At 71.2% G+C, this 19,937-nt stretch carries 12 protein-coding genes, 1 pseudogene and 2 riboswitches; of the genes and pseudogenes, 5 read left to right on the forward strand and 8 right to left on the reverse strand.

Annotated features, from left to right (window positions below):
• Nucleotides 1-656, reverse strand: a 656-nt coding sequence (locus O3Q52_RS26370) for an aminoglycoside phosphotransferase family protein (RefSeq protein ID WP_269651225.1), incomplete at its 3' end; no start/stop codon positions are given.
• Between the two features lie 334 nt (nt 657-990).
• Between O3Q52_RS26370 and O3Q52_RS26375 the strand changes: the two are divergent.
• Nucleotides 991-1,971, forward strand: a pseudogene (locus O3Q52_RS26375) (RNA polymerase sigma factor); the annotation flags it as partial.
• A gap of 85 nt (nt 1,972-2,056) precedes the next feature.
• On the opposite strand, the gene O3Q52_RS26380 reads toward O3Q52_RS26375, so the two are convergent.
• From O3Q52_RS26380 to O3Q52_RS26395, 4 genes are all read right to left on the reverse strand, one after another.
• Nucleotides 2,057-4,444 (reverse strand): SpoIIE family protein phosphatase, encoded by a 2,388-nt coding sequence (locus O3Q52_RS26380; RefSeq protein ID WP_269651226.1) that lies wholly within the window; start codon nt 4,442-4,444, stop codon nt 2,057-2,059.
• Nucleotides 4,445-4,550: 106 nt separating this feature from the next.
• A complete protein-coding gene (locus O3Q52_RS26385) occupies nt 4,551-5,981 on the reverse strand; it encodes an NtaA/DmoA family FMN-dependent monooxygenase (protein WP_269651227.1) in 1,431 nt (476 codons plus the stop codon).
• Nucleotides 5,982-6,003: 22 nt separating this feature from the next.
• Nucleotides 6,004-7,266, reverse strand: a complete 1,263-nt coding sequence (locus O3Q52_RS26390) for an LLM class flavin-dependent oxidoreductase (protein ID WP_269651228.1) — start codon at nt 7,264-7,266, stop codon at nt 6,004-6,006.
• 75 nt (nt 7,267-7,341) lie between these two features.
• Entirely contained in the window at nt 7,342-7,464 is a 123-nt protein-coding gene (locus O3Q52_RS26395) for a putative leader peptide (RefSeq protein ID WP_269651229.1), read from the reverse strand.
• A 284-nt stretch (nt 7,465-7,748) separates the two neighbouring features.
• A riboswitch (SAM riboswitch) is annotated at nt 7,749-7,895 on the forward strand.
• 211 nt (nt 7,896-8,106) lie between these two features.
• Here O3Q52_RS26395 and O3Q52_RS26400 point away from each other — a divergent pair.
• The 3 genes from O3Q52_RS26400 to O3Q52_RS26410 all read left to right on the forward strand — a co-directional run bounded on the left by O3Q52_RS26400 (nt 8,107) and on the right by O3Q52_RS26410 (nt 13,244).
• Nucleotides 8,107-8,802, forward strand: a complete 696-nt coding sequence (locus tag O3Q52_RS26400) for a glutathione S-transferase C-terminal domain-containing protein (RefSeq protein WP_269651230.1) — start codon at nt 8,107-8,109, stop codon at nt 8,800-8,802.
• Nucleotides 8,803-8,943: 141 nt separating this feature from the next.
• The gene (locus O3Q52_RS26405; RefSeq protein WP_269651231.1) at nt 8,944-12,192 is read left to right on the forward strand and encodes a tetratricopeptide repeat protein; all 3,249 of its coding nucleotides are present in this window, start codon (nt 8,944-8,946) and stop codon (nt 12,190-12,192) included.
• Nucleotides 12,193-12,383: 191 nt separating this feature from the next.
• Nucleotides 12,384-13,244, forward strand: coding sequence for a DUF4394 domain-containing protein (locus O3Q52_RS26410; RefSeq protein ID WP_269651232.1), 861 nt, complete (start codon nt 12,384-12,386; stop codon nt 13,242-13,244).
• A gap of 105 nt (nt 13,245-13,349) precedes the next feature.
• Here O3Q52_RS26410 and O3Q52_RS26415 read toward each other — a convergent pair whose 3' ends face one another.
• The 3 genes from O3Q52_RS26415 to O3Q52_RS26425 form a co-directional block, all read right to left on the reverse strand.
• Nucleotides 13,350-14,834 (reverse strand): C40 family peptidase, encoded by a 1,485-nt coding sequence (locus O3Q52_RS26415; RefSeq protein WP_269651233.1) that lies wholly within the window; start codon nt 14,832-14,834, stop codon nt 13,350-13,352.
• 95 nt (nt 14,835-14,929) lie between these two features.
• Nucleotides 14,930-15,102: riboswitch (cyclic di-AMP (ydaO/yuaA leader) on the reverse strand.
• Nucleotides 15,103-15,294: 192 nt separating this feature from the next.
• Nucleotides 15,295-18,039, reverse strand: a complete 2,745-nt coding sequence (locus O3Q52_RS26420; protein WP_369124176.1) for a Tat pathway signal sequence domain protein — start codon at nt 18,037-18,039, stop codon at nt 15,295-15,297.
• A 225-nt stretch (nt 18,040-18,264) separates the two neighbouring features.
• Complete coding sequence (locus tag O3Q52_RS26425; RefSeq protein ID WP_269651234.1) at nt 18,265-18,750, reverse strand: hypothetical protein; 486 nt, start codon at nt 18,748-18,750, stop codon at nt 18,265-18,267.
• A gap of 216 nt (nt 18,751-18,966) precedes the next feature.
• Here O3Q52_RS26425 and O3Q52_RS26430 point away from each other — a divergent pair, with 216 nt between their 5' ends.
• Complete coding sequence (locus tag O3Q52_RS26430) at nt 18,967-19,761, forward strand: SDR family NAD(P)-dependent oxidoreductase (RefSeq protein ID WP_269651235.1); 795 nt, start codon at nt 18,967-18,969, stop codon at nt 19,759-19,761.
• The last annotated feature ends 176 nt before the right edge of the window (nt 19,762-19,937 follow it).

Raw genomic sequence — 19,937 nt, forward strand, 5'->3', positions numbered from 1 at the left:
TCCCATCGGCTGTCCAGCGCGGGCCACAGGTCGAACCCCGGGTCTCCGGCGAGGGGTTCGGGATCGATGGCGAGCCAGGGTTCCCGCTCCCCGGCGAGGACGTTGTCGTAGTGCAGGTCCCAGTGCAACAGCCGGTCCCCCGCCTCGCCGACGAGTTCGGTCACGGCGGAAGCGCAGGAGCGCAACAGACGCCGGTCGGCGGGGTCGCGGAGGGCGGGCAGCGCGTGCGGCACCTGGTCGAGCATCGCGGCGGCGATGTCGGAGAGCCGTCGCAGGCCGTCCGGCGCGGGCATCGCGACCAGGCGCGCCAACAGGGCGGCGAGGACCCGCAGAGCGGCGTCGTCATCGGTCAGCGACGACAGCGGCCGCGCCGCGTCCAGTCGCTCCAGCAGCATGGTGCCGGTGTCCGGGTCGTGGTCGAGCAGCCGCACCGCGCCGTCACCGTTCCACACCCGCAGCCCCTGTGCGGCGCCCGCGTTGTCCCCGCTGGGTTCCTGGAACTTCAGGACCGCGGGCGTGCCGTCCGCGCGGGTCACCGGCAGGACGACGGAGGCCATCCCGCGTGCCGTCGGGCCGTCCGGTGTCAGTGACCAGCGGTCCAGGAAGTCCCCGGCCGCGAACTTTTCGGGGATCTCCCCGGAAGTCTGTGTGCTCATCGGTGTCGGAGTATGGGCTCACCCCGCCCCTGCGGGCCACGGAATATTGGGCGTTCAGAATCCTTCGAGAAAATCAACAGCGCGGACGACGTGATTCATGTCACCCACATTTCGAGGCAATGCGGGGCCGCCGACCGGGGCTCCGGCGGGTGTACCGTAATGGGGCGAGCCTGATGAAGATTCCCACGCCCAGCAATCAGCACCGTGGACGACGAGAATTCAGGATTCCTGAAGACCGAAGGTCTTGCTCGACATTGTTGAGTTTGCACCAAGAACTGAGGCACGGGAAGAGATGTTGACCGCAATGGAGACGGATACCCCAGAACAAGGGCAGGAGACTCTTCTGGTGTCTCCGGACTACGACGCCGACGCCCCCGAGCCCCGGCTCGGCTCCGACGGCGCCTCGGTCGATCCGGTCCGGGACTACCTGAAGGTGATCGGCCGGGTCCGCCTCCTCAGCGCCGCACAGGAGGTCGACCTCGCCAAACGGATCGAGGCCGGCCTGTTCGCCGGGCACAGGCTCGAAGAAGAACCAGATCTCGACGCGTCGTTCCGGCGCGAGCTGAAAATCCTCGTCGAGGACGGCCACCGGGCGAAATCCCACCTCATCGAGGCCAACCTCCGCCTGGTCGTGTCCATCGCAAAGCGTTATACGAGACGGGGTCTCACTTTTCTGGACCTGATCCAGGAGGGCAACACAGGTCTGATTCGGGCTGTTGAAAAGTTCGACTACGTCAAGGGTTTCAAGTTCTCGACCTACGCCACCTGGTGGATCAGGCAGGCGCTGACACGGGCCCTGGCCGACCAGAGCCGCACGATCCGCATTCCGGTCCACGCGGTCGAGGTCATCAACAGAATGGCCAGGCTCCGCCGGGAGATGCTTCAGGAACTGGGCGTCGAGCCCACGGTGGGGCAGGTCGCGGAGCGGATGGAGCTGCCCATCTCCAAGGTCATCGAGCTCGACGGGTACACCAAGGACCCGGTCTCGCTGCACCTGCCGCTGGGCGAGGACGGCGGCAGCGAACTCGGCGACGTCATCGAGGACAGCGAGAGCATCTCCCCCTTCGACGCGGTGACGTTCCTCCTGCTCAAGGACACCATCCAGGAGATCCTCGCCCATATGACCCCGCGCGAGGCAGGCATCATCACCCTGCGGTACGGGCTCCTCGACGGGCAGGCGAAGACCCTGGAGGAGATCGGCCAGGTCTACGGGGTCACCCGCGAGCGCATCCGCCAGATCGAGTCCAAGACGATGTCGAAGCTGCGCCATCCCTCCCGCTCACAGGCTCTGCGCGACTACGTGGGCCTCGACTGAGCCGAGCCGGTTCCTGAGTTCTTGAGTCCTGTATTTCTTGAGTCCTGACTTCTTGACTCTTGAGTCCTGCAGTCCGGTCCGGTTCTCACTGGACCGGCAGTGCCTGCTCCGCCCAGATGGTCTTTCCGGTGCCGCTCGGCCGGGTGCCCCAGCGGTCGGTGAGCTGTGCGACGAGCAGCAGGCCCCGGCCGCCCTCGTCGAAGGTGCGGGCCCGGCGCAGATGGGGCGAGGTGCTGCTGGCGTCGGAGACCTCGCAGATGAGCGCACGGTCGCGGATGAGCCTGAGCTGGATCGGGGAGCCGCCGTAGCGGATGGCGTTGGTGACCAGCTCGCTCACGACGAGTTCGGTGACGAAGGCGGCCTCGTCGAGCCCCCAGCGGGTCAGCTGCTCGGTGGCGTACTGCCGGGCCGTGGCGACCAGCGCCGGATCGGACTCCAGGTCCCAGACGGCCACCTGGTCGGTGTCCAGGGCGCGGGTACGGGCCAGGAGCAGCGCCACGTCGTCGGCCGGGCGCTGCGGGAGCAGGGCCTTGAGGACGTTGTCGCAGGTGTCCTCAAGATTCCGGGCCGGGGCGGCCAGGGCGGTGCAGAGGGCGGCGGTGCCCACGTCCACGTCGACATCGCGGGCCTCAACGAGACCGTCCGTGTAGAGGGCGAGTACGGCGCCTTCGGGCACGTCCAGCTCGGTGGCCTCGAACGGGAGGCCGCCGACGCCGAGCATCGGTCCCGCGGTGACCTCGACGACCTTCACCGTTCCGTCCGGGAGCAGCACGACGGGCGGCGGGTGACCGGCGGAGGCGATGGTGCAGCGGCGGGACACCGGGTCGTACACCGCGTACAGGCAGGTGGCGCCGATCTCGCCGATCATCGCGCTCTCGTCGGCCGCGAGGTGACCGACCAGGTCGTCCAGGTGTGTGAGCAGTTCGTCCGGCGGCAGGTCGACATCGGCGAGGGTCCAGACCGCCGTACGGAGCCGGCCCATGGTGACGGAGGCGTGCAGGCCGTGTCCGACGACGTCTCCGACGACCAGCGCCACCCTGGTCCCGGACAGCGGGATCACGTCGAACCAGTCGCCGCCCACTCCTGCCTGCGACAGCGCCGGAAGGTAGCGGGAGGCGAACTCGACGGCCGCCTGCACCGCCATCACCTGGGGCAGCAGGCTGCGCTGGAGGGCCAGCGCGGTGGTGCGCTCGCGAGTGTAGCGGCGGGCGTTGTCGACGCAGACGGCCGCCCGGCTGGACAGTTCCTCGGCCAGCGACACGTCGTCCAGGTCGAAGGCGTCGGGATGCTCGGGGGTGAGGATCCGTACGAAAACGGCCACGCCCAGTGTCGTGCCGCGTGCCACCAGCGGTACGGCCATCAGCGACAGCTCGTGGTCCTCGCCCTCGCGCAGCTTGGCGGAGCGGGCGCCGTGCCCGGCGAACCAGGTGCCGAGGCCGCTGTCGCCGCTCCGGGTGAGCACCGGCTCGCCGGTGGCCAGGGCGCGGGCGGGCGGGGAGAAGGCCGGGTAGATGTCGGCGGCACCCAGGTCGATGGCCGCCTCCGGCACACCGGGGGTGTCGGAGTGGTGGGCGACCCTGCGCAGCTCCACGCCGCCCTCCACCGGCCCCGTCGCGGGTTCCTCGCCCCGGAGCACGGAGTCCAGCAGGTCGACGCCGGCGAAGTCGGCGAGGCGGGGCACGGCCAGTTCGGCGAGTTCACGGGCGGTCTGGATCACGTCGAGCTTGGTGCCGATGGAGCCGGCGGCCTCGTTCAGCAGGGCCAGCCGCTGTCTCGCCCAGTACTGCTCGCTGCTGTCGAACCCGGCCAGCGCGGTGCCCAGCACCTCTCCGGCCCGGTCCCGCACCGGCCACATCTCGAAGCTCCAGGCGTGCATGCGGCGGCCGGACGGCGAGCGGGTCCAGCTCTCGTAGTGGACCGGCTGCCCGGTCTCCGCGACGATCTCCAGATGGCGCAGGAAGCCGCGACTGTGCTCGGCGTTCTCCACGGTGTCGGGGAAGTACCGGTGCCGGAACGCCCTCTCGGGCTGCCCCATGACCTGGCACGCGAAGTCGTTCATCCGCAGGTAGCGCTGCCCGGTATCGAAGATCGACATGGACATCGACGCCTGCTCGAAGGCCAGCTCGCCCAGGCCCCGCCCGTCCGCGTCCGGCGTCGCGGTGACGACGAACCCCGGACTCCGCCCCTCCCCGCCCAGCAGCGGACACATCCGCAGCGCCAGCTCCAGCCGCCGCCCGTCCTTGTGGCGCACGGCCACGACAGTGTCGCCGTGTGTCAGCAGAGCCCGCCGGACCGCCGCGGGCTCCCCCGCCACCAGCTCCGACGCCGGCCGCCCGGTCACGTCCTCGGCCGTGTACCCCGTCAGCAGCCGCGCGCCCTCGCTCCAGCCCGTGACATTGCCGCTTGCGTCGACCACCGCCATGGCGTCACCGGCCGTGGCCGCCGGTCCTCCGTCGCGCGGCAATGTCACCATGTGTACAAGAATCGTCCCCTTCGGCATCCGTATCAAGCCAGGTGACCGGTTTCAGCCCCCACTCTGTGGTCTCGCGCTTACACGACCGGGGCGACCACCCGTACGTTCACGAAGCCACCCGCTCACCCCGCTCACCGATGTCGTCGGCGGCGTCGACATCGGCATCGGCATCGGCATCGGCACTGGTACGGGAATCGGGATGGGCCAGGCCCAGGTGGTCACGCAGGGTCGTGCCCTCGTACTCCGTGCGGAACACTCCGCGCTCCTGGAGCAGCGGGACCACCGTGTCGGCGAAGGCGTCGAGGCCGCCGGGGGTGATGTGCGGGACGAGGATGAAGCCCTCGCTCGCGTCGGCCTGGACGAAGTCGTCGATGGTGGCCGCGATCGTGGCCGGGGAGCCGACGAAGGCCTGGCGGTTGCCGGCCTCGATGACCAGGTCGCGGATGGACCAGTTGTTGGCGGCCGCGCGCTCCCGCCACTCCCGGGCGGTGGCCAGCGGGTCGCGGTACATCCGGACCTGGGCCCGGCCGCGCGCGATGGTGTGCTCGCCGAGGTCGGGGTCGATGTCGGGCAGCGGGCCGTCAGGGTCGTACGCGGACAGGTCGCGGTTCCAGACGAACTCCAGGTGCTTGATGGCGGTCGCCCCGCTGACCTGCTGCCGGCGCACCTCGCGGGCCAGTTCCTCCGCCTCGGCGTCCGTGTCGCCGAGGACGAAGGTCGCGGCGGGCAGGATCAGCAACTGGTCGGGCGTACGGCCGTAGCGGGCCAGGCGTCCCTTGACGTCCGAGTAGAACGCCTGGCCCTCCTTGAGGGTGGCGTACCGGCTGAAGATCGCGTCGGCGCCTGCGGCGGCGAACTCCCGGCCCTCCTCGGAGTCGCCTGCCTGGAAGATCACCGGGCGGCCCTGCGGGGAGCGCGGAACGTTGAACTGCCCCTCGATGTCGAAGTGTTGGCCCTGGTGGACGAAGGCGCCGGCCTTCGCGTCGCGCAGGAAGGTGCCGGTGTCCTGGTCGGCGACGATCTCGTCGCCGCGCCAGGAGTCGAAGAGTTCGTTCGCGGTGGCCAGGAACTCCTTGGCCCGGGAGTAGCGCTCTTCCTGCGGGAGGAAACCGCCGCGGCGGAAGTTCTCGCCGGTGAAGGCGTCCCAGGAGGTGACGACGTTCCAGGCGGCGCGCCCGTCCGAGAGGTGGTCGAGGCTGGCGAACTGGCGGGCCACCTCGTAGGGCTCGTTGAAGGTGGAGTTGATGGTGCCGGTCAGGCCGAGGTGCTGGGTGACGGCGGCCAGCGCGGTGAGGACGGTGAAGGTGTCGGGGCGGCCGACGACGTCCAAGTCGTAGATCCTTCCGCCCTGTTCGCGCAGTCGCAGCCCTTCGGCGAGGAACAGGAAGTCGAACTTGGCGCGCTCGGCGGTCCGCGCGAAGTGCGCGAAGGAGCTGAACTCGATGTGACTGCCGGCCTCCGGGTCGCTCCAGACGGTGGTGTTGTTGACGCCGGGAAAGTGGGCGGCCAGGTGGATCTGCTTCAGCGGCTTGCTCATGGTCGTGCGGTCTCCGTCCGGCTCAGGCGGTGGCGTTGGCAGCGGCGTTGGCGGCAGCAGCGCCGCTGGCGTTGGCGGCGTAGCGGTTGGCCGGGCGGGCGAGCCCGAGCAGTCCACGCAGGGTGTCGGCCTCGTAGGCGCGGCGGAAGGCACCCCGGCGCTGGAGTTCGGGGACCAGTCCCTGGGTGACGGCGGGCAGGTCGTGGCCGAGGACGGCGGGGCGCAGCCGGAAGCCGCTCAGCCCTGCCGACCACAACTCCTGGAGCAAGTCGGCGAGTTGGGCAGGTGTACCGGTGAAGACGCGGGCGTCGCTGGTGAACGGCTCTCCCGCGAGGGCGTCGAGACGGTCCCTGCGGGCGGCCGCGGCGGCGGGTTCGTCGTCGAGGAGGACCACCAGGTCGCCGAAGACGTGCAGGGGTTGGTCGGCACGGCCCGCGAGGGCCTGCTCGGCACGGATCTCGGCGACGATCGCGCGGGCCTGGTCGGTGTCGTGCGGGGTGACGTAGCCGATGTCGGTGGCGCGGGCCACCAGCCGGTACGGGACGGTCTGGTGGGCGAGGGCGCTGACGACGGGCTGGCCCTGGGGCGGACGCGGGGTGATGGAGGGGCCCTTGACGCTGAAGTGCCTGCCCTCGAAGTCGATGTAGTGGAGCTTGTCGCGGTCGACGAAGCGGCCGGTGGCCACGTCCCGGATCTCGGCGTCGTCCTCCCAGCTGTCCCAGAGTCTGCGCACGACCTCGACGTAGTCGGCCGTCTCGTCGAAGAGTTCGGTCACCACGTCCTGGGTGGCCGGGCTGTCGTAGGCGTCCAGGCGGGGCAGCGTACGGCGGCCGAAGTGCGCCGCCTCGTTCTGGCGTGCCGTCAACTGCACCCGCAGGCCCGCCCGGCCGGAGCTCACATAGTCGAGGGTGGCGATGGCCTTGGAGATGTGGAACGGCTCCGTGTGCGTGGCCACCACGGTCGGCACCAGACCTATGTGGCGGGTCAACGGGGCGACCCGGGCGGCGACGAGAACGGCGTCGAGCCGGCCGCGGACCTGGTCGGTCCGCCCGTCCGGCTCGATGAAGTGCGACGACTGCAGTCCGAGGCCGTCCTCGAAGGTCACGAAGTCGAGGAGACCCCGCTCGGCCTCGGCGACGAGGTCGGCCCAGTACCCGGCGGTGAACAGTTCCCGGGGCCGGGCTACCGGATCGCGCCAGGCGGCGGGATGCCAGCCGGCGCCGTCGAGCGCCACGGCGAGGTGCAGATGCGCGGAAGAGGGCAGGGCAGAAGGTGCTGAGGACACGAGAGGTGTGCCTTCCTGATCGACCGTACGGGAAAGCCGGCCCTCACCGGAGGGCGCGGCCGCGTGGGATTCGGGTCAGGAGCAACAGAGCGCGCCGGCAACGCGCAGCAGGTCGATGTGCGGCCGGGAGTAGAGGCGTACGCGATGGAGCGGGGCGGCCTTCGGGACGCTGCGGCGGGACACGGCTCGCGCTGGCACGTGCGTCACCTCCGCCCTTCCGGCTCGGCGGACCGGGGGTCCGGCCGACCTCGCAATAACGGGCCCTCGATCGGGCACCGCCTCGTCGTCAACGAGCACAACAGTACGGCCGCGCCTTTTCTTCCGGCCGGCGGGAGTTCCAGTTCCTTCGGTTACCGGGAGTTCCTGTCAGGAGGCTTCTCATCACCCGGTGCGAAGCCGGTCCCGTGGTCCGGCGGCAGGATGCCCAGCTGCTGAGACGCCGTCTTGACGGTCCCGCGGAGCGCATCAACACTGGCGGAGACGGTCACGATTGCCAGCGCCCGTCGTGCGGGAACTCCCCCGTTCGTGCGGTCATCGGCCCCGGCCCGCTGGCAGGCAACCCTTCCACCGCGACGGGGTGCCCCGGGTGACGACCGGGTTCCGCCGGAGCGGCGGGGCAAGCGTGGTCTCGCGTCTCGCGAGCCCCGACGGCAGGACCGGTGGGAATTTGTCCAGGAACGGCTTGACGAGGCGCCTGCACATCGACTTGTCGCGTGTCTCCAGCGCCTACTGATCCGCTACGCGTCCGACCGATCCGGACCTGTACGGCAGCGCAGTCACTCCGTTCCGCCACTGGCGCCCACGAGGCGGCCAGGGCCTCCGCGTTCCCCCTGGAGAGTCATGCCCGAGACAGTTTCCCGCGGTTCCAGCAGCACTGACACCTTCACGACGGCGGCCTCCCGCCCGAGCGCCTCCCGCTCGTCCGGCTGCGGTACGGCCGCCGGTGGCACGTCCGTCCCCGTTCCGGCCACCCGTCCGCACCGCATTCGCGGCCGTATCGGCGTCGGTCTCGCGGGCGGCTTCTACCCGGCGCCGCACCGCTATCAGCTGTATCTGTCCGAGGCCTGTCCCTACTCGGGGCGCGTGGCGGTCGTCCTCGACCTGCTCGGCCTCAAGGGCGCGCTCACCACCACGGTCCTGAAGCTCCCCGCCGAGACACCCGATGCCTTCGCGTCGCTGCGCGGCGCCTACGAGGCGACCTGGCACCACTACGACGGCCCGCTCACCGCGCCCGCGCTGTGCGACCGCTGGAGCGGACGCGTCGTCAGCAACCACACGCCCGACATCCTCCGCGACCTCGCGGGCCTCCTCGCCGACGGGGCATGCGAGTCCGCACTGGATCGGCTCGACCGGCAACTCGCCTGCCAGCCCTATGTGTTGGGCGACGAGCTCGGCACCGCGGACCGGGACCTCTGGGTGACACTCACCCACCTCGACCACTTCGACGCGGCCGGCACCCTCGCTCCGTACCGCCACATCGAGGAGTACGTACACCGCCTCGGCGATCACCCGGACCTCTCCGCCGACGAACGCTGAGCGCAGAACCCTCAGCACCGACGCACGGGCCGGTGTGACAACTGTGCGGCAGTGGGCCTGAATACGCCTTCCGGATATGCCGATAACGGGGATAGAGAAAGGGAATAGTGAGGGAGTTGTAAAACTGGGGGCGGGGAGCGGATGCGCATTCAGGTACTCGGGCCGGTCTGCGCCTGGCGGGACGGCACCCGCCTCGACCTCGGTTCGCCCCAGCGCCGCGCGGTACTCGCCCTGCTCGCCGTGTCCCGTGGACAGCAACTGCCGTTCTTCGGGCTCGCGGACGCGCTGTGGGGCGAGCGCCCGCCGGCGACCGCGCCGAACGTCGTCCAGACCCACATCAAGCACCTGCGCCACCTGCTGGAGCCGGACCGGCCACCACGCGCCCGCAGCGTGCTGCTCCCCCGGCTCGGCGACGGCTACGCGCTGCGCGTCCCGTACGACGCCATCGATCTGCTGCGCTTCAGGGACCTGGTCGCCGGGGCGGTGACCGTACGACGGGACGGGCGGCGCGGCGGCCAGGAGCGGGCCGCCGCGCTGCTGACCGACGCACTCGGGCTGTGGCAGCAACCGCCCCTCGCGGACCTGCCCTTCCTCTCCGCACACCCGGTGGTCGTCGCGCTGGCGGAGGAACGCCGTGGGGCGGTCGCCCAGTACGGCGAGGCCATGATCGCGGCGGGCCGGAGCGCCGACGCACTGCCCGTCCTGGAGGAGACCGCGGTCGCGCAGCCGCTGGACGAGGACGCCCAGGCCAGGCTCATCCGGGCGTACGAGGCTGTCGGGCGACGTGACCAGGCGGTCGCCGTCTACCGGCGGAGCCGTCGCCGGCTGGCCGACGAACTCGGCGTCGACCCCGGCCCGGCGCTGGCCGAGGCCTATGCCGCCCTGCTGCGCCGCCGCACCCGGCCTTCTGCTCCCGACGCCCGGCACGCTCCGGCCCGCGACACCGCCGACGGCCCTGGCACGGCAGGCGCCGCCGAGTTGCCCGCGCAGGTGCCCGCCCACCTACCCCCGTACCCGACTTCGGCACACCGATTACCCGCGCAACTCCCCGCGGACGTACCCGGCTTCGCGGGCCGTGACCCGGAACTGTCCGCGCTGGACCGGCTGCTGGCCGCGGCGGCGGACAGTCCGACGGCAGGTGCCGTCTCGGTCGTCTCCGGCACGGCCGGGGTGGGAAAGACCGCGCTCACCGTCCACTGGGCGCACCGCACGCGGCACCGGTTCCCCGACGGCCAGCTCTACGTCAACCTGCGCGGCTACGACCCGGACCGCCCCATGCCGCCCGGCGACGCCCTCACCCGGTTCCTCACCGTCCTCGGGGTCCCCGGTGACGCGATCCCGCTCGACGTCGACGACCGCGCGAGCCGGTTCCGGACCGAACTGGCCGACCGGCGAGTGCTGTTGGTCCTCGACAACGCCCTGTCCGAGGAGCAGGTCCGCCCGCTGCTTCCCGGCTCGCCGGCCTGCGCGGTCGTGGTCACCAGCCGGGACAGCCTCGCAGGACTGGTGGCCCTGCACGGCGCCCGCCGCATCGGTCTGGGCCCGCTCCCGCCGCCCGACGCCCTCGCCCTGCTCCGCACGCTCGTCGGTGCGCGCGTCGACACCGAGCCGGGACCGGCGGCCGCCCTGGCCGAACAGTGCGCACGCCTCCCGCTGGCGCTCCGGGTCGCGGCCGAACTCGCCGTCGCCCACCCGTCGTCGCGGCTGGCGGACCTCGTGGCGGAGCTGGCCGACCAGCAGCGGCGGCTGGACCTCCTGGACGCGGGCGGCGACCGGCGCGCGGCGGTGGAGGCGGTGTTCTCCTGGTCCTACGAGCGACTCCCCGCCCCGGCCGCCCGCACCTTCCGCCTGCTGAGCCTGCACCCGGGACCGGAGGCGGACGCCCATGCGGTCGCGGCGCTGATCGGCGAAGCGCCGGGCGAGGAGCCGACCCAAGTGCCGGGCGCCACGCAGGAAGAGAGACCCGAGCGCGTGCCGGGCGCCTTGTCGGGCCAGGTGCGACTTCACACATCGGATCACATGCCAGGCCGAACGTCGGCCCACGCGTCGGATGCCGTACCGGGCGACGAGCGCGCGGGTGCCGGTGGGAACCCCGCCCAAGCCGCCGGAACGCTGGCCCTGCTGGCCCGGGCCCATCTCCTGGAGCCCGTCCGGCCGGGCCGGTTCGGCACGCACGACCTCCTGCGTGCCTACGCGTACCGCCTGACCCGTACGCATGACTCCGAGGCCGAACGGCAGGCCGCGCTGGTCCGTCTCTTCGACCACTACCTCGGCACGGCCGCGGCGGCCATGGACACGCTCTACCCGGCCGAGCGGCACCACAGGCCCGCGATCGCACCCTCCGTCCACGTCTCGTCCGCCGTCGGTGACGCGGCCGCGGCACGGGCCTGGCTGGACGCCGAGCGGCCGACGCTGGCCGCCGTCTGCGCGGTGGCCGCGGACCGTGGCAGTCCCCGGCACGCCGTCCGCCTGGCCGCTCTTCTCTTCCGCCACCTCGACTCCGGTCACCACACCGTGGCGCTGGAGATCCACCGCCACGCCCTGCGGGCCGCCGAGACGCTCGGTGACCTGGCCGGACAGGCCCACGCACTGACTAACCTCGGGGTCGTGCACTGGCGGCTCGCCGACGCGGGATCGGCCGAGGACCATCTCGTACGGGCCCTCGAACTGCACCTCCGGACGGGCGACCGCGCCGGGCGGGCGAGAACCCTGTCCAACCTCGGCAACGTCCACTGGCGTCTCGGCAGCCTCCGCGACGCGGCGCACGACCATCAACAGGCCCTCGCCCTCTACCGGGAGACCGACGACCAGGTGGGCCAGGCGCGCACGCTCACGAACCTCGGCAATGTGTGTCTGCGGCTGGGCGAGTACGAGCAGGCGGCCGACCACCAGCGGCAGGCGCTCGCCCTGCACGATCTGACCGGAGACCGGATCGGCCGCGCCCGCACCCTCTCCCACCTCGGCAACGCCCTTCTGCGGCTGGGCCGTTCGGAGTCCGCGGCCGAATGCCAGGAGCAGGCCCTCACGCTCTTCCGGCAGTTGGGGCACCACGGCGGCGAGGCGTACGCGCTGTCCGGTCTGGGCGACATCCGGCTGGGGCAGGGCGAGTTCGAGGCCGCGCTCACCTGTCAGCGGCGAGCCCTCGAACTGTTCCGTGAGAACGGGGAGGGCTACGGCGAGGCGTCGGCGCTCAACGGCCTGGCCGAGGCCCTGCACGGCAGCGGCCGTCACGACGAGGCGCTCGACCACCACTCCACCGCGGCGACGGTCGCGTCCGTCACCGGTGAACACGACCAGTTGGCACGGGCGCACGCGGGCGCCGAGCGCGCCCGCCGGGCCCTGGGGCCGCGGGTGACAGCCACCGCGTCGTCGACCACATCGGGCCCGTGAACCCGCGGAGCCCCTCCGTTCAACCGTCCAGCCGTTCAACCACCGTCCAGTGGATGTCCAGTCCTGCCCCATAGCTTGCCGTCGCCGCCTGTCGATCCGGCCTGGCGGACCAGGCGGCAATACCTCTGCCCCAGTACGCGCTCGCGCTCACATCCACGCTCAAGCTCACGCCGACCGAGAGGGAAGAAGCGATGAAAGCAGGGCTCAGGAAGAAGATGGCCACGGCGGTCGCGGCCGCGTCCGCCATGGCGGCACTCGTCGTGGCGACCCCGGGCACCAGCCACGCGGCGACACCCAGCCTGCCGGCGTTCGGCATCTCGGCCGACGGCAGGCTGATGGCGTATTTCACCACCGACAGACCCGACGTGCTCAACTGGTTCAGGGTCATCAACGGGCTCGTCGGCGACACCGCGGTCATCGGGATCGACTTCCGCGTACAGAACGGTCTGATGTACGCCGTCGGCAACCAGGGCGGCGTCTACACGGTCAAGACCCCGCCCGCCGTCCCGGACGTGCAGGTCACCAAGGTCTCGCAGCTCAGCGTCCCGTTGCAGGGCACGAACTTCGGTGTCGACTTCAACCCCGCGGCCGACCGGCTCCGGATCATCAGCGACACCGGTCAGAACCTGGCGCACAACCTCGCCAACAGCAGCACCGCCACGAACACCCCGCTGACCACGGACGGGGCGACGACCCGCGGCGTCACCGGCGCCGCCTACACCAACAACGACCTCAACTCGGCCACCGCGACCACGCTGTTCGACATCAACACGACCTCGGACCAGGTCGTCATCCAGTCACCGCCCGCCAACGGCCTGCTGGTCGCGACCGGTTCGCTCGGCTTCGACGCCGGTGCCAACGCGGGCTTCGACATCTTCAGCGACCTGAGCGCGGGCAAGACCATCTCGAACACGGCCTTCGCCGCCCTCACCCCGGCCGGTGCCTCGACGACGACGCTCTACACCGTCGACGTACTCACCGGAGCCACGACCGACGTGTACCCGTTCCCGATACCCATCACCGACATCGCCGTCGCGCTCGACGCGGGCTGACCCGACCGCGGACCGGCCGTCTCCGTCACGAGACGATCAGGGGCCGTATCGGTCGGCGCCTCGCGCGCGTTCCGATACGGCCTCCGGGTCAGGTACGGCTCCGGGTCAGGCAGGCCGGATCACGCTGTGGATCGCCGGCTCGCCGGCCCAGTGGATCGACTCCTCGCGGATGGCCGCCCCCGGGCTCGGCGCGTGGACCATCATGCCGTTGCCGCTGTAGATGCCGACGTGGCCGACGTGTCCGTGGAAGAGGACCAGGTCGCCGAGACGGATGTCGGAGAGGGGGACCGCCATACCGGCGGTCGCCTGATCGTTCACGGTACGCGGGAGTGCGACCCCGGCCGCTTTCCAGGCCGCCTGGGTGAGGCTTGAGCAGTCGTACGAGCCCGGCCCCATCGCTCCCCAGACACAGGGCTTGCCGATCTGCTCACGGGCGAAGTCGACGGCTGTCGCGGCCTTCCCGCCGTATCCGGGGGTCGGTCCGGCGTATCCCGGGGTCGACCCACCGCTGTATGCCGAGGTCGCAACGCCGTAGCCGGGGGTCGGAGTGCCGTACCCCGGGTTCGCGGCGCCGTCCGAACCGATGGGCAGGCCCGTGCCGATCGGCGTACGGGTGTCGATGGGCGGAGCCATACCGAACGACAGGTCCGGGCCCATGGGCAGATCCATGCCGATCGACGGAGCCGGAGCGATTGACGGAGCGACTGCCGGAGTCGGGGCCGGAGCAGCGGGCAGCCCCATGCCGAACGTCAGGTCCGGGCCGCCCAGGGCGTCGACGGCCGGTTCCATGCCGAAACCGGCCGACAGCGGCTGCGCCTGCGGCTGCCACCATTCGGCCTCGGCCTGGCGGTAGCCCTGCCCCTCGGTGGTGGCCCAGACGGTCTCCGCCGGAGGGGGTTCGATGGCCGCCACCGGCGCGCTCCGCCGGGCGGTGTGCGCGGAGAGCAGCTCACGGGCCTTCGCGAGCTTGCTCTGGTTCCGCTGTTTGGAGGTCTTCAGCGACTGCCGCGGATCGGCTGCGGTCGCGGGCAGGATCGCGGTGGCCTCCTGTCGCGCCTGCGGCACGGCCGGCAGCGCGGCGATGGGTCCTGCGGTCAACTCCGCCACGGGTCGGGCGGTTGTCGCGGTGCCGGGTCCGGCGGTCAGCTCCAGGAGGGGTTTGCCCGCCCCTTCCAGCGCACGGTCGGGCGAGCGGTCGGGTGACCGGTCGGCCGGACGGTCACCGGGGCTCTTGGGCCGCGTCGCGGCCGGGCCGCGGTCCGGCGTCCTGTCGGGCGGCAGCACGGCGGGAATGAGGGGCCCCAGTTGCGAACGCCCCACGTCGAACCACTGCTTGGCGCGGTCGCTCAGAACGGGATCGGCGGCGGCGACCGTGTCGGCACGCTCACGCCCCGTGTCGGGCCCGGGTGCCATACGCTCGCGCGGCCGCCCCGAGTTCATCGCCCGGGTCGCGTTGTAGTTCCCGCTGACGGTCTCCGCCTGGTCGTAGAGGCTGCTGATCCGCTGCTGGACCTCTTCGCGACTGGGCCCGTCGTCCCCTCTTGCCGGCGATGCGGGCGAGGAACCGCCGGCCGAGGAGTAGAGGTCCACTGAGGTGGCGGCCGCCGTCGCGAGGGCGGGCCGGGGTATGCCCGGGAGGTTGCTGCCTCCGGGGCGCGGGGTTCGTTCCGGCGCGATGGGAGCCGTACTCCTTCCGTGCTCCGCCTACCGAGTTAGCTGTCGGGTTCGGGCGAGGAATCCGGAAGGTATGCCCTACGGCCCTTGCCCTGTCGGGCGGTTGGGCCGATTCACCCCAAAGTTCGGTTGGGTCCCCGGTTCCGGTCGCCGCGAGGGCCACCGGATTCGGCGGAGGCCGCGCGACCCGGCGAGGTTCACCGGAGGGAGTCGTGCGTCCTGTCCGTCAACTTAGCCAACATGTGCACCTCGTGTGAAGATTGAAGGGCGAAGTGTCCGATATATAACTGTGACCTTCGTCGTACCGGGTCGAGACATCGCCGGACTTCGACGACTTCTCACGGTTCGCCGATCCTGCTGCTTCCGCCCCTCCCGACTACTGCTCCAGCGAGAGGGCGAAGACATGGGCCCTGGACGACCCCGAGGGCGTGGTCAGGGTGATCGCGGTGAGCTGCTTGCGCGCGTCGAGCTCGATCACCTGGTGGAAGACGGCCGCCTTGGTGGCCGACGGCCCGGTGCGCGAGTGGATCTGACCGGTGATCACCGCCTCGGTCTCGCCGAACTCGGGGCCGGACGCCAGCCAGTTGGTCAGCGCGATCGGCGCGGCCTCGCTCGTTCCGTCGGCGTACCGGACCACCGCGGGGACGGTCACGGCCGCCGTGTCGCCCGAGCCCAGCACGTGCAGCTTCGTGAACGCCCGTTGCGCGCCCTGCGAGACGGTGATCTCCTGCCCTGCCGCCACGAGGTTGTTGTTCGTTCCCTCGCTGCCGTTGGTGAAGAGGAAGGCGATGCCGTTGTCCGTCGTCTGCCCGGTCTGCGGGAGTTGGGCCATGGGGTACGTACGGCCGGTGCCGTCGAAGTCCCCGTCGCCGTAGTACATCTCGGTGGTGATGCCGTCGTTGTCGAAGTGTCCGGTGAGGTCGAGCCGGGTGACGGTTCCGCTCTGCGGCGGTTCCGGCAGTCCCCACGGGTCGGCGGGCACGGTCACCTCCACCGGGGCGATCCGCAGGTCGGGCCGCGAGCCCGCCGGGTGGATCACCGCCTCCGCGTCGCGTGCCAGGTCCAGTTCGACGACGCCGTCGCCCAGGTCGCGCCAGGCGGGTGCGGGGCCGCCGACCCCGGCGACCGTGAGACGCCCGCGCAGGGAGTGGCGTACCCGGCAGGGCTCCCCGGCGAGGCTGCGTACGCGGACCCAGCGGGTGGTGCCGCCCCGGCGGACGGCGCTGACGAGGAACGCGCCCTGGGTGCGGAAGTCGTGCAGCGTGACGTCCCGCCAGGCACCCGGGACGGCCGGGAAGACGCGGATCGTGTCGCCCCAGCTCTGGCAGAGCATGTCGTGCAGGCTCTGCGCGGCGGACAGCGGTGTCTCGACGACCGGACCCGCCTCGTAGTACATGGTGTTGGGCTGTACGAAGCGGTCGACCAGCTCGCGTAAGTACGTCAGCGCGTCGTCGCCCCGGCCCATCTGGGCGGTGATGGAGGCGGCGCCGGTGAAGCTGTAGCCGCGCAGGGCGCCCTCGAAGCCGATCCAGTGGTTCAGCGACCGTTCGATCAGGTCCCGGTGCTCGGGCTGTTCCCAGTTGACGAGGTGGAGAGGGTAGACGGAGAGCATGTGGGAGTAGTGCCTGTGGGACTTGGCGAAGGGGACGCCCGCGCCGATCATGAAGCCGTTCCCGTCCACCGGGTAGTCGGTCAGCTTCGCCAGCACCTCGCGCCACTTGGGCGCCAGCTCGTCCCGTACGCCGAGCAGTTCGGTGGTCTCCAGCAGGGTCGCGCAGCTCCAACGCAGCAGTGCCAGGTCGTAGTTGCAGTCGGGGGCGTTGCCGTACTCGGGCGAGTGGGTCGGCGGCAGATGCAGTCTGCCGTCGTCGCCCTCGTACAGGAAGTGCAGGTAGTAGTTGGTGCTTCGGCGCAGCAGCGGGTAGAGGACGTCCTCCAGGACGCCCCGGTCCATGGTGTGGCGGTAGGTCAGCCAGACGTTGTGCAGCGCCCAGGGCAGGTTGCCGATCTCCGGGTTGGCGCCGACGCCCGGGACGGCGACGGTGCCGCTGGTGTCACAGGTGGCGTCGGTGGCGCGGCGCAGGCCCGCCGAGTCGGACCGGTACTCGGGGCGCAGGCCGCCGACGAGCGTGTCGGTGTTCTCGGCGAGGGTGCGCGGAACGGCGTCCAGCTCAAGGTGGTTGGAGCCGTGCACCGCCCAGTACTCCAACTGGACGTTGAGGTTCCACCACACGGCGGGCCAGGGCGTGGACTCCAGCCAGGGTCCGGTGGTCGCCATGATCGGCGCGTCCTCGCGGGCGGCTGAGGCGAGCTTGTAGAGCTGGATCCAGTAGAAGCTCTGCAGCATCTCGTCGGGGACGGAGAGGAAGCTCTTGCGGTAGAAGCGGTGCCACCACGCACGATGGGTGCGCAGCAGGCTGGACACGGGCAGCGCCGATGCCTTGCGGACCGCCGATCTCGCCCGTCCCTCGGCGTCGGTACCGGGATGGGAGTGGGCGACGGCCAGGACGTACGCGCGCTCGTCGCCGTGTCGGCGTTCCCTGTGGACGGTGACGGTCCGGCCGCCGGCGACCAGTGACTGGACGACGACGCCCGTGCCGTCCGGCTCGCGTGTGGTCACCGGAGCGGGGTTGGGCTCCAGGCCCGCCGGAGGGTCCTCGCGGACGATGCGCGGGCTGACGGCGGGCGAGGGGACGAACTCCCACCGGAAGTCGCGCTCGCCCGCGCTCGCGCGTGCGGTGACGAGCAGCAGCGTCCGGTCGTTGTGGACCAGCGCGCGCAGTGCGATGGTGCCCTTGTCCGTGGTGACCGTTCCGGTGACCTCGGCGTTCCACAGGTCCAGGCGCAGGTCGGCGCCGGTGATGGCGCCGACGGGGTGCAGGCGGAGGTTGCCGACCGGAAGGCGGGCCACGCCCCAGTTGTGGCCGAACTCCGGCCGGTGGTCCTGCACTTCACTGTGGTGCACGGTGAAGCGCAGGGCGTTGGTCCCGGGTTCCTGGTGGACGATCGAGCCGAGCAGCCCGTTGCCGAGGAACGGCCCCTCGTACCAGGCGCGCGGCAGTCGCTTCCAGCGCGGGTCCTGAGCGGCGAGGAAGTCCCGCCATTCGCGGTCCGTACGCATACCGGTGAGGGCCACGGAGCCGACGGGCGGGCCCGGTTGGGCCGCCGCCGGTTCCGCGACGCCCATTCCGGTCGCCGCTCCGCCGGCCGCACTCGCGACGCCGCCCAGGAACCCCCGCCTGCTGACACCCATCCTCGATCTCCTGCCAGATTGATCCGATGACTCTGCTAACGGGAGGGTAGGAAGCGGCCAATCATGCGTCAATGCGGCCGACACACCCGGCTTTCATCCGATGACTGGCTGGTGACTGCTCACCCACGGTTCGGTGGCGTGCCGTGCCCGTGGACCTTGGGTCCGGTCATCCGGCTGACACCCCGTACAGGCGGGTCTCCCAACGGGCGTGCGAGCGGCGGCCGGACAGGCGTCACAGCAGGCGGGCGGGCAGGGGGCCTTGGCAAGGAGCGTTCGCTGCTCTTCGGGAGTTGCCACCGTCGTCAACGCGCTGAAGGCGCGCAGCAGATGCTTCCTGTCCGGCTTCGCCAGGCTGATCTCGCCGAGTTCCTCCCGCTCGGCGACGGTCAGATGCTCGGCGGCCAGCGGCAGGATGGTGTTCTCCTCCTCGTCCGTGTGCGCGGTCAACACCGAGCCCAGTTCGGTGAGCTGCGCCGCCACCTGCTCGCAGAGGGGCTGCCGGGGATCGGCGGCCGGCCCGTCCAGCGCGCCCCGCACCCGCGTGACCAGCTCTTCAAGCCGGTGGTGCTGTTCCTCCATGCGCGTGATCGCCTCGGCCGGCCTCGAAGGAGTCGGCAGCCGCCACCCACCGACGCGAGCCCGGCCCGAGTTGTCACCCGTCGCCGAGCGGGCATACGCAGCGAGGCCGTACCCGTCGGCGTCGACCGGAGTGGCGGGGCGATCGCCCTGCCGCCAGGCTGACGGCAGACGTACCGGCACGCAGCACGGACAGACGCTCAAGGGGACTGGTTCCACATGCAGATCGATCTGACGGGCCGCACCGCCCTGGTGACGGGCTCGACGCAGGGCATCGGCGCGGCGATCGCCGCCGGACTCGCGCGCTCCGGCGCCAGGGTGGGGGTGAACGGCCGAAACGAGAAGCGGGTCGCGGAGGGCGTGGAGCGGCTGGCGGCGGAGGTACCTGGTGCGGACTTCGTTCCGGTGGCCGCCGACGTGGCGACCGAGGAGGGCGCGCAGAGCGTCCTGGAGACGCTGCCGGAGGTGGACATCCTCGTCAACAACCTCGGCATCTTCGGCTCCGCCGACCCGCTGGAGATCAGCGACGAGGAGTGGCGGCGCTATTTCGAGGTGAACGTGCTGGCCGCGGTGCGGCTGATCCGTACGTACCTGCCGGGCATGACGGAGCGCGGCTGGGGCCGGATCCAGAACATCGCCAGCGACTCGGCGGTCGTCATCCCGGCCGAGATGATCCACTACGGCATGTCCAAGACCGCGCTCCTCGCGGTCGGCCGCGGCTTCGCGAAGCAGGCGGCGGGCACGGGGGTGACGGTCAACTCGGTCATCGCCGGCCCCACCCACACCGGTGGCGTCGAGGACTTCGTCTACGAACTCGTCGACCGCGACCTGCCCTGGGACGAGGCACAGCGCGAGTTCATGCGGAAGCACCGGCCGCAGTCCCTCCTGCAACGGCTGATCGAGCCCGAGGAGATCGCCCACATGGTCGTCTACCTCAGCTCCGACCAGGCCTCGGCCACCACGGGCGGAGCCCTGCGCGTGGACGGTGGATACGTCGACTCGATCCTGCTCTGACGCCCGTCGAAGAACGCCCGCCCCCGGCCCTACCCCCGACCGGCCCCCGTAAATGGTCAAAGGGTGGCTCCGGATTTCTCCGAAGCCACCCTTTGACCTGCGACTCGTACGAGTCGGGACGACAGGATTTGAACCTGCGACCCCTTGACCCCCAGTCAAGTGCGCTACCAAGCTGC

It is taken from the genome of Streptomyces sp. ActVer, from assembly GCF_027270795.1.
Taxonomy (GTDB): Bacteria; Actinomycetota; Actinomycetes; order Streptomycetales; family Streptomycetaceae; genus Streptomyces; species Streptomyces umbrinus_A.